Below are 10,405 nucleotides of genomic sequence, written 5' to 3'. Positions count from 1 at the left end.
AAATCAAATTAATCCCCCACTGATTTAGTACATCATGGATATCCAGGAAAGCATCCAGTGGACAAATGATCAAGTTCTCAAAAAGACTGGTAAGCATCTTGACTCGCTTCAGCGGACAATATTGGCGGGGGCTTTGGAACAGAAAACGTATCAACAGGTAGCGAAAGACTACCATTGTAGTAAAGACCACGCCAAAAGAGTTGCCTCTGACCTCTGGAAACTCTTGTCCGATGTGTTAGATGAAAATGTTAAAAAATCAAATGTAAAGTCGATCCTAGAACATATAGAATTTCGTCATATCTCAAATTGGGGATCTGACTCTACGCAGATATTTGGAAATATTAATATCTGTAGCGACATCTATCCGAATCCTGAAGAAGTACGAGATAAATCGCATTCTCAGGCTGATTACGAATCACAACTTCACCACGATCTCAGCGAAGCCCCAGAACCCAAGTCCCTCCGTCATCGAACTGAGGAACTTGCGACTCTCGAAAAATGGATTATTGGCGAACATCACCGCCTAATTGCTATTACCGGATTATCGGGTATGGGTAAAACTATGCTTGTCAGACAACTGGTTGAAAACATAAAAGACAACTTTGATCGTATTCTTTGGCGATCGCACCGAAAATATGTTAATTCTGATGCCTTGGAAACTGATATAGCGCAATTCCTATTTTTAACAGAAAATCCAAAAAACTCATCTATATCTAAATTCATCAAAACCCGGAATCTAATTATAGATTATCTCCGAACACACCGCTGCTTAATTATTCTTGACGATTTGCAAGAAACTTTATGTCCTCGCGAATTAGTTGGACATTACTGCCCAGGCTATGATAATTATAATCAACTAATTAAAGAATTTGGACAATCAGAACATCAGAGTTGTGTAATTCTTCTGGGTTGGGAACAACCCCCTGAACTTGCAATCCTAGAAAACAAAAATAACTATTGTAAAACCTTACATTTGGAAGGTTTAGATAATCAATGTGCAACTGAAATTTTAGAAAACCAAAATCTCAAAGATAAACAGCAGTGGTCAAAACTAATTAGACTATATAGCGGCAATCCTTTATGGCTAAATCTAATATCTACAACAATACTTGACTTATTTAATGGCAGTGTCTCTCAGTTTTTATCCTATTCTAATTTATTTTTAGGAGATGTAGAATCCATACTAAAGCAACATGACCTCCGGCTGTCTGAAACCGAAAAATTAGTGATAGTAGGGTTGGCACAAAATCATGGGATGGCTGATATTTCCAACAAGCCAATAAACAACATCTCGGATAGAGACTATCTGAAGGCATTGTCTTCTCTTAGAAAACGCAGCTTAATTGAAATACATACTGAAAAATCAAGCTCTATCGTAAAAATAGAGCCAGCCATTTTGGAATATTTTAAAAGTTGATTTCAGATTCCCCAGAAAAAAAGTTTTTGTACTGATATTCAGTCCAAACCTTCGTAAAATGAACGAGGTCTTCGTCAAACCTTTAACAGAGGCTAAACATCATGTTTCCCCATCAATGGATAGTTAGACAAATCCCCACACTCGCCTTGCCAATCCTGATGATAACGCTCCAGGACAGCCCAACCTACGCCCAAATTGTCCCAGACCAAACCTTAACCAACCCATCACAACTCTCCAACCAAGACAACCGGATTCAAATTGATGGCGGAACCGAAACAGGAGGGAATCTCTTTCACAGTTTTCAAGACTTTTCCATTCCCCAAAATATTCAAGTTCACTTTAACAACCCCGAGACCATTCAACGGATTATTACTCGCGTCACTGGGGCGAATCTTTCCCGCATTGACGGTGAACTCAGCGCTAATGGAAACGCCGATTTTATCCTCCTCAATCCCCAGGGTATCGAATTTGGGGAAAACGCCCGACTTTCCCTCGGTGGTGGGTTTCTGGCCACCACCGCTGAACAGATCCAATTTGCTGACGGGACGGTTTGGGGTTCTTCTCCCTCGGAGAATCCGGCGTTGTTGAGCGTCTCCGCCCCGGTGGGGGTACAGTTTGGTGAGACGCCTGGGGCGATTGTCAATCGCTCAGTCGCCGTTGATGAGGGGGGAACACTTGGGGGATTAGGGGAGGATTGGAGGCGTTGCGACTCTCTTTTCTCGGGGGAGAGGTGCGCTTTGAGGGCGGCCAGGCACGATCGCCCCTCTCGGTAGAATTAGCCAGTTTCGCCCCAGGGAGTTTTGCTCATCTCGATAGCCAGGGGCGCTTGAATGGCGAGACTCTGGGGGGATTCGGACCTATTGAACTGACGCAACAGGCGGGACTTGGCGGTGGGGCCATCCGGCTGCTGGGCGATCGCCTGCGGATGCGTGACGGGGCGCAACTTCTCTCAACGGATACCCCAATCGGTGCCGGTGCGATCGCCATCGAGATGCAAGACAGCGTCCATCTCCAAGGGGGGGCGCAAATTCTCACTCAAAATCGTCCCAATATCGAGATTCAAACAGGACACTTTCGCCTGGAGGATACCTCCCGCATCCTGGTTAATCAGGTCAGCGAAGGCGGCCAGGGAGGCGATATTCGTATCCAGGCCCGAGAGGCGATCGCCCTCAGTGGAGTCGGCTTTGAGCCATTTAACCTCTTCCTAGCTGCGATCGCCACCGGCCGCTTAGAAGCCGACGGAGACACCATTGGCGGCATCTTCTCCGTCACGAACGCTGGCCAGAGTGGCGATGTGGCCGTAACCACCCCCGGAGACTTCAGGGCTGAAAATGGCAGCATCGTCTTTATGCCCGTCTTGGGAACCGCTCAGGGGGGACAACTCAGCTTTGACATCGGCGGTTCCCTAGAGGTGACTGAATCAGCGTTAATCAATGCAACGACCCTCAATAGTCAAAGTCTTGGCGGCGATATCAACCTCTCCGCCCAATCCTTGCTCTTAGCCAATGGTTCCAACCTGTCCAATTTAACCCTAGGAGATGGCCCAGCCGGGGATATTACGATTCAAACCCGAGAACGAGTGGAAGTGGTCGAGTCGCGGCCCGATGCCTTTGTTCCTACGGGGATTTTCAATAACTCCCTCTTTGGAACCGGGCCGGCTGGAGATATCACCATTACCACCCGCCATCTCATCAATCGTCGTGGCGGCTTGATTACCTCCAACACCGGCGGAACCCTCGGCAGTGAATTGGTCACCCAAGGAGGACCTGGGGGCAATATCACCATCACCGCCACGGACTTAGTTGAGATTAGCGGGGTCTCGTCTGATGGCCGACTCACCAGTGGCCCCGGAACAACCACCTTTGGCGACTTTCCCTCGGGAAATTTAACTCTGAATACCCGCCGGTTAGAGATGGGTGATGGGGCCATTGTCTCGACAGCTACAGTGGGGGCGGGAGATGCGGGAACGCTGACCGTCAATGCTAATGAAATCGAGGTGTTTGGCCGATCGCCCATCACAGGATTACCGACGATTTTAGTCTCGTCCTCGGGACGGGAAGATTTACCGTTAACCGCCCGGGGCCAGGGTGGGGATTTACGCATCAGCAGCGATCGCCTCGTGGTGCGAGATGGGGCAGTTTTGGATGTTCGCAGTTTTGGCGAAGGTCGTGCCGGCCTATTACAGATTACGGCTGATGCCATTCTCCTTGATGGAGGCGGTAGCTTGAATGCTGCCACTGTGACGGGACTTGGCGGTAATATTGAGTTGCGATCGCAGACCCTGCAACTTCGCAATGGCAGTAGTATCAGCACCAACGCCGGTAGCAGTGATGGGGGCAATATCCGCCTTGATACTGCTACCCTGGTGGCCTTGGAAAACAGTGATATCACCGCCAACGCTTTAGAAGGACGGGGAGGCCGCGTCAGCATCACCGCTGAGGGGATTTTCGGCACTGAGTTTCGCCAGATGCAAACCGCTGAGAGTGATATTACGGCCACGTCGGCGTTGGGGGCGGAGTTTAGTGGCGTGGTGGAGATTAACACCCCCGATGTCGATAGTGCGGGGGGCCTGGTTGAACTGGAGACGGACACCACCGACCCCAGTGAGCAAATTGTCCGCGATTGTGCTGGCCAGGATAATCGTTTTAGTCTCACGGGACGGGGTGGACTTCCTGAAGACCCTCACCGGGGTCTGGGGACTCGCCTCGGTTGGTTTGATGACCGGGATTGGCGATCGCTCAGCAGACCATCTCCCGCGACCTCCTCCAGTCCAGAACCCGCCCCAGTCGCCACTTCGCCACTCCAGGAGGCGACAACTTGGGTCAGATTGGCCAATGGTCAGGTTTCACTACGGGCCAATGGACCAACCTCAGCCCTCTTTTTAGACTGTGGCGTGGTCAGCGACGCTGATAGATAAGCTGCCCCTCAATTTGAGCCACTTGTTCATAGTGATTCGTGAGTTCTTGATCGATGAAGTTCTTGACAGATTGCATTTTTCCTGATAATAAATAGCTCACAAATCGCTCTTTAACCACAAATTTAGGTTCAGCGGCGAACACTTTAGCAATTTCCGATTCAGGAGAACTTCCTACGCCATAGATTACATCTAAGATATACTCTCGGGACAGGTTGGAGGGATGGGTTGTCGCTGGGGTTAGGGGCTGAGATCCGATGAGCCAATAGACAATATGATCGCTCATCATGTAAATTGGTTCATCTTCAGCCTCTTGTTCCCGGAAATAGGCGGCGATGTCATAGGCGGGGCCAACCTCTAGGGGATCTCCAGCTAGAAGGCGATCGCCCACGATGCGATATTCTGTAAGAATAGGAGTTAAGGAAGTCAGCAAAAGGACAAGTATTAGACCAAACAGGACTCGGTCTAAGAGAAGGGTTCGGGATATTTTTTGCCATAAAATAGCAACCCCCAACCCTAAGCAGGGGACGAGTTGAATTAAGTAATGTTGATAGGCTGCTCCAGTTTCTAGGATGGATACGAAAATACTAATGGTCAGTAATCCTAGGGCGATCGCAGGATAAGAACGGCTATAAAATCGTTTGTTTTTTGGAAAAACAGCCAGAATGATGCCTAATGCTCCTCCCAGCCAAAGAACCAGAGTAATGCCAAAAATCATATCATTTTGACTACTATTGATTAGCCCATCTTTAAGCCGACTCAATATCTGTGGGCCTCCCAGTTGGCTATCTGAGTAATTCAAGGGAGCCACAATAACCGATAGCCACCAAAGTTTTGAATGTCCCGTGAGCCAGTACGGAAAAAAGGTTAGAAAACAGACGAGAAAACTCCCTAAACTATAGCTAACGGCTTGGCGCACCATTCGCGTCCAGTCGGGTAGATGTTGGAGTATAATATAAAAGCCAATAATTAGAACACTGTAGCCTAAATTTAAACGCATAAAGGCCGCCGTGGTCAGGAGAATTGCGATCGCAAAGGTTGCTTTTAAGCCCGGTTTTGGCCGCAGAAATAGCACCGCTAATGCTGCGGTGAGGGGAACGATCGCCACATGTTCACTCATAACCGCTTGGCCAGCCGATAAGACGCTGATTCCTAAAGCGGTGGCGATCGCACTCAGAAACGCCGCCGTTGCATGGGTGAAGGTTTTGGCACAAAAATAGACGAGAATCGCCACAATCATGACGCAAAGGGTTCCCGCAATGCGAATTGAGAGAATACTTTTGCCTAAGGTGAGGATAAACAGGGCATAAGCTACAAAAAGAAGGGGTGGTTTTAAGTCCCAAAGTTGGGTATAAGGAAGATGACCATCAAGAAGGGATTGCCCCATGAGAATGAAGGTGCTTTCATCCCAATTGATGACGGCTTCAAAGAAAAAGGGCAGACGAATCAACACGGTGATTACGGCGATTGCCGCCAGATAGAAACCATCCTGCTTGGTCAGATGCTTGCGGAGATCAGGGGGGGTCATCATCATAAAAATAAGACCTCAATCCAGACTTGAATCGACTTGATACCCCGTTGAGCATCAAGAGTGTAATTCAGAGCCAAAATAGGGCAACAATCTCTTAAATGTAGCTGATAAACTTCGTTGTGGGGGAGAAAGGGTCGCCAATTTATGGTAAAACAGCAACAGTTGTGGTGTTTACGGATGAAGGCGATCGCATGAGACGAGTATTTGTATCGGCTGGCCATGGAGGCTACGATGATGGGCAGATTGACCCAGGAAGCATCGCGGGTGACACAACCGAAGCCCAGGAGATGATTCTACTGCGCGATCGCCTCCTCAGCGCCCTCCAGGCCCGCAAAGTCACGGCCTTATCCATTCCCGATGACCTCAACCAAGACCAAACCATCGCCTGGATTAACAATCGCGCCCAAGCCAACGATGTGGCGATTCAACTCCATGCTAATGCAGCCCTGAACCCCGAGGCCCGAGGCACAACGGTGTATTACATCACCAACAACAACGAACGCCGCCTCGAAGCCGAACGCCTCCTACGCAGCTTACTGCAACAAGTCCCCCAATTTGCCAATCGCGGCGCCCGCCCCGACTCGATGACCGCAACGGGAAGTCTCCAATTCTGTCGGGCGGTGGCGGTTCCCTCCCTCTATATCGAGATTGGCTTTCTCACCAACCCCAGCGATCGCAGTTTAATCCAAAATCGCCGCCCCGCGATCGCCGCTGGCCTCGCCGATGGCCTCCTGGCTTGGGTGAATCGCGCCCCGGAATTTCCGCCGCCGGATGTCACCTACCCCACCATCAACATTCGCATCAATGGTCAACGCTATGGAGAACCGGGCCTCATTATTCATGGCAATTCCTATATTCCTATTGACTTAGCCGATGCGTTGGGAGTGGATTTAAGTCAAGCCGAATACGTGCGGCGAGTCTATTATCGAAATATCGTCTATGTTAAGGCGATCGACTTACGAGAATTTAATATCTCCGTCGGCTGGAACAATGACGATCGCGCCGTGGTTTTACGCTCGGCTATTCCCATTTGTCCGGGACATATTGACCGCATTATGGGAGTGGGAAATACCACAGAAACCCAAATGCAAGTGTTTCTAAAAAATGATAATTCGGACGCTTTAACCCAGTTTCCAGACTTAGCCAAACTCTATCGAGAAGAGGCCAGCATTGAGGGCGTTAATAGTGATATTGCTTTCGCCCAAATGTGTTTAGAAACGGATTTCCTGCGCTTTGGTCGTGGTGTGAGTGCCAGTCAAAACAACTTCGCAGGCTTAGGTGACGCCGCCGGAAGTTCCACCGGGGCAACCTTTTCTTCAGCCCGAGTTGGGGTTCGCGCTCATGTTCAGCATTTAAAAGCCTATGGCAGTGTTGAACCCTTGGTATTAGAGATTGTTGACCCACGTTTTCGCTTTATTTCCCGAGGAATTGCCCCCCTGGTTCAGCAACTTTCAGGACGCTGGACATCGGATCTCAATTATGGCGATCGCATTCTCGCCATTCTCCGCCAACTCTACGAATCCGCTGGCATTTTGTAAAAAACCTAGCCAGAAATTAGGGGCCATTATCCATCAAAAACGATTCCCGTCGGGCAAAATTCCGTAACCCACAAGCCTAAGTCCTCGTCAGGAATTTCCCGTTTAACATGGTCACACAGAGCCTGAGCCTGTTCAGGAGTTTCCGTCAGAGCAAACACCGTTGGCCCAGAACCGGACATCATGGCCCCGAGAACCTCGCCATCCGACATCACCTGGCGCAAATTAGCCACCGAGGGAAACTCCGGTAAGACTACTTTTTCTAAGTCGTTATAGAGCAGACGACCAATGTCGGCTTTATCGTGGTTCAACAACGCCGACATCATCGGGCCAGCGTGGAGAGAACGACGCCGCTGTTCTTGTTCACTCTCACCCGTCGCATAGGTATCGCAAAAGCGTTCCCGGAAGGTTTTATAGGCCCAGGGAGTGGAGACGGCCAAACTGCGATATTTGGCTAACACCACCGACAATCCTTCCATACTCGGTAGCGGGGTGATTTCCTCGCCACGACCACTAGCCAAGGCCGTTCCCCCACTGATGCAAAAGGGAATATCTGAGCCTAACTGCGCTCCTAATTCCCAGAGTTCGGGTTGGGTTAGACCGAGGTTCCACAGTAAGTTTATGCCCACGAGAACCGCCGCTGCGTCAGCCGAACCGCCCGCTAAGCCGGCGGCGATGGGAATCATTTTGTTCAGACGAATATCAACGCCCCCGAGGGTATGATATCGGTCGGGGTATTGCTGGGCCATCAACTCCGCCGCACGTAGGGCCAGGTTGCTGCGATCGCTCGGGACTCCCGGTGTATTACAGTGGACTCGGAACGCTTCGAGTCCGTTGGCCCGTAACTCCAGGCGATCGCACAGAGCCACACTCTGCATGACCATGGCCAGCTCGTGATAGCCGTCGGGGCGATCGCCGATAATCTCTAAATGTAGGTTAATCTTGGCAGGGGCGGAGAGGGTGCAACGTTCCATGAATTTGGCTCAACGGTGGATAGAACCACAAGTACCATTGATCAAGTTATCCTAGAAGGAGGATTTTGGGGAGATGGCCATGCGTCAACATCGATTTACAGCTTTGGGCTTGGCCCTAGCCCTGGTGCTAGGAGCTTGTGGCCCAGACGAACAAGACTTCAGCGCCCCTGACCCCGATGAGACTCCAGTGGCTGAACAAGCTCCCACTGATGCACCAGCTGATGCACCGGACAATGGAGAGGAGGAAATTCCTGAAGCTGAACCCTTTGAATCCCCGCTTGTGGAAGAAGACGAGGAGACAGCAGCGGCCCCGAGTGGCTTAATCTCCTCGACCAACCCCCAAGAGCGCGGCCGTCAAGCTCAACGGAATTTAGATGCGGGTCGTGAAGACGGGGCTGACCCTTTTGGCATTTTACCCGTAGAAGTGTCCCGCAGTCAGCGACAAGCCGAAAACGTCCCCCCACAAGTCCCTGAAGAATCAGAACCAGGCGCAACCGATACCGCTAACGGAGGGAGAACAGGCAACGGTGAGGGGACAGATGGTGACGGGAGGGGACTTTCCCCGGAGAGGACTCGAGAAGATGCTGAAACGCCGGATGGAATTGCTGCTGGCCCCCCACTTCCCCCTTTAACTGGACAAACGATGGAGTCACTTCCGGATATCAATCCAGGCGACTTTCAAATTCCTGCCCTGCGTCCTTCGCGAAGTGTCAGAGCTGAAGATTTGGATACCGACGAGATCCCGATGGCTGAGGAACCCGGTGAAGACAGTGAAAGCTCTGAACCGATGCCTGAGCCGACTCCCCCCCCTCCAGAGATCGATTTGGCACAGGGAACTGAGGTTACGGGTGTAATCGAGGTAGGCGGCGATGTTCAGGTCATTTTACAAACTCCCGGTTCTGCTTTTAGTCGTTATGTTCGTGTTGGAGATACCATCGCAAATGGGGAAGTCCGCGTAGTTCGAGTTGAACGTCTAGGCGGTGAGCCATTAGTGATTTTGGAACAAAACGGCGTAGAGGTGGCTCGGGGTATAGGTGAACCGGCGATTGAGGGGGAGGATGAAACCATGACTAACTGGGTCGGTTCCCGTTAGAGATTTCCAAGCTATCAGCTAGTCCGGTTTTTAATCCAGTATTAACACTGAACTGATAACGATTCACTGATACTATTCACTCAATCATGAACAAGCTTAGTGCAGTTCTGACACCACTTCTGGGCTTCAGTCTCTGGATTGGGGTTCTACCCTTGAGGGGACAAGCTCAAGAGGACATCCGTGACCCGCAATGTGATCCAGCGTTCTTGTTAGATACAGGTTCGGGCTACGGTCGTTGTAATTATGGAGAAGGACGCAGTTATATCGGTTCGTTCAGTGATTTTTTACCCAATGGACGAGGTATTCTCACGTTGGTTGATGGAACTCGCTATGAAGGAGAGTTTAAGGACGGTTTACCCGATGGTAGGGGTCGTTTGATTCGTCCCGATGACTCTCGCTATGAGGGAATATTCAGAGAAGGAGCGATCCGAGAAGGAACGGCATTTTACACCAATGGAGATCGCTATGAAGGTTCTTTTTCGGGGGTACCACGGACAGAGAACGTGACGACTCTAGTCCCCGTGGGAACAACCTTACAAGGGGAACCTATTTTAGAAACGGAACAAGTTGAACGAATCTTTTTTAGTAGTCAGCCTGATGGAGATGGCCGCTATGTTTTCGCCAATGGCAATCGCTTTGAAGGGGAGTTTTTTGCTGGACAACCCTTTGGACGAGGAACGTTTCGCCATTCCACGGGAACCACTTGCACAGGTTTTTTCTACACCACCAATTTTGATGCCAACAATGCGACCTGTACCTATGGTGATGGCCGTCGCTATGTCGGAGAACTACGACAGGGACGACCTCATGGCACAGGTACGATGAGGTTTCCCGATGGACGACAGGTGGTCGGAGCGTTTCGCGATGGTCAACCGGTCAGTTTCAGCGGTTATAACTAATTCCTCTCCCGCTTCGGGTTAAGCCAAGCTGGCCTCGCCAGT

Annotated in this window: 8 protein-coding genes; 6 read left to right on the top strand and 2 right to left on the bottom strand. The window is 50.4% G+C overall.

The window, feature by feature from the left end; genetic code table 11:
* The first annotated feature begins 34 nt into the window (after positions 1-34).
* From R6U67_RS12825 to R6U67_RS12815, 3 genes are all read left to right on the top strand, one after another.
* Entirely contained in the window at positions 35-1,417 is a 1,383-nt protein-coding gene (locus R6U67_RS12825; RefSeq protein WP_410252911.1) for an NB-ARC domain-containing protein, read from the top strand.
* Between the two features lie 158 nt (positions 1,418-1,575).
* Complete coding sequence (locus R6U67_RS12820) at positions 1,576-2,190, top strand: filamentous hemagglutinin N-terminal domain-containing protein (RefSeq protein ID WP_410252910.1); 615 nt, start codon at positions 1,576-1,578, stop codon at positions 2,188-2,190.
* Entirely contained in the window at positions 2,121-4,334 is a 2,214-nt protein-coding gene (locus R6U67_RS12815; RefSeq protein ID WP_410252909.1) for an S-layer family protein, read from the top strand. Before R6U67_RS12820 ends, R6U67_RS12815 begins: the two co-directional genes overlap by 70 nt.
* Here R6U67_RS12815 and R6U67_RS12810 read toward each other — a convergent pair.
* Positions 4,315-5,865: an ArnT family glycosyltransferase gene (locus R6U67_RS12810; RefSeq protein ID WP_410252908.1), complete on the bottom strand. Its 1,551-nt coding sequence runs from the start codon at positions 5,863-5,865 to the stop codon at positions 4,315-4,317. The two genes, R6U67_RS12815 and R6U67_RS12810, sit on opposite strands and share 20 nt — an antisense overlap.
* 188 nt (positions 5,866-6,053) lie before the next feature.
* Here R6U67_RS12810 and R6U67_RS12805 point away from each other — a divergent pair, with 188 nt between their 5' ends.
* Complete coding sequence (locus tag R6U67_RS12805; RefSeq protein WP_410252912.1) at positions 6,054-7,400, top strand: N-acetylmuramoyl-L-alanine amidase; 1,347 nt, start codon at positions 6,054-6,056, stop codon at positions 7,398-7,400.
* A 26-nt stretch (positions 7,401-7,426) separates the two neighbouring features.
* Here the strand turns inward: R6U67_RS12805 and ispE are convergent, their stop codons facing one another.
* Complete coding sequence (ispE, locus tag R6U67_RS12800; RefSeq protein WP_410252907.1) at positions 7,427-8,371, bottom strand: 4-(cytidine 5'-diphospho)-2-C-methyl-D-erythritol kinase; 945 nt, start codon at positions 8,369-8,371, stop codon at positions 7,427-7,429.
* A 79-nt stretch (positions 8,372-8,450) separates the two neighbouring features.
* Between ispE and R6U67_RS12795 the strand changes: the two genes are divergently transcribed.
* Both R6U67_RS12795 and R6U67_RS12790 read left to right on the top strand, forming a co-directional pair.
* Entirely contained in the window at positions 8,451-9,464 is a 1,014-nt protein-coding gene (locus tag R6U67_RS12795; RefSeq protein WP_410252906.1) for a hypothetical protein, read from the top strand.
* A gap of 86 nt (positions 9,465-9,550) precedes the next feature.
* Complete coding sequence (locus tag R6U67_RS12790; protein ID WP_410252905.1) at positions 9,551-10,363, top strand: MORN repeat-containing protein; 813 nt, start codon at positions 9,551-9,553, stop codon at positions 10,361-10,363.
* Positions 10,364-10,405 lie beyond the last annotated feature (42 nt).

Source organism: Sodalinema sp., from assembly GCF_046483825.1.
GTDB lineage: Bacteria > Cyanobacteriota > Cyanobacteriia > Cyanobacteriales > Geitlerinemataceae > Sodalinema.
This window is presented reverse-complemented; position numbering and strand designations above follow the sequence as displayed.

What these genes read in the sequence shown, in the direction of transcription:
- R6U67_RS12825 (WP_410252911.1), top strand. Translation starts at nt 35, where the DNA reads ATGGATATCCAGGAAAGCATCCAGTGGACAAATGATCAAGTTCTCAAA.
- R6U67_RS12820 (WP_410252910.1), top strand. Translation starts at nt 1,576, where the DNA reads ATGATAACGCTCCAGGACAGCCCAACCTACGCCCAAATTGTCCCAGAC.
- R6U67_RS12810 (WP_410252908.1), bottom strand. Translation starts at nt 5,865, where the DNA reads ATGATGATGACCCCCCCTGATCTCCGCAAGCATCTGACCAAGCAGGAT.
- R6U67_RS12805 (WP_410252912.1), top strand. Translation starts at nt 6,054, where the DNA reads ATGAGACGAGTATTTGTATCGGCTGGCCATGGAGGCTACGATGATGGG.
- ispE (WP_410252907.1), bottom strand. Translation starts at nt 8,371, where the DNA reads ATGGAACGTTGCACCCTCTCCGCCCCTGCCAAGATTAACCTACATTTA.
- R6U67_RS12795 (WP_410252906.1), top strand. Translation starts at nt 8,451, where the DNA reads ATGCGTCAACATCGATTTACAGCTTTGGGCTTGGCCCTAGCCCTGGTG.
- R6U67_RS12790 (WP_410252905.1), top strand. Translation starts at nt 9,551, where the DNA reads ATGAACAAGCTTAGTGCAGTTCTGACACCACTTCTGGGCTTCAGTCTC.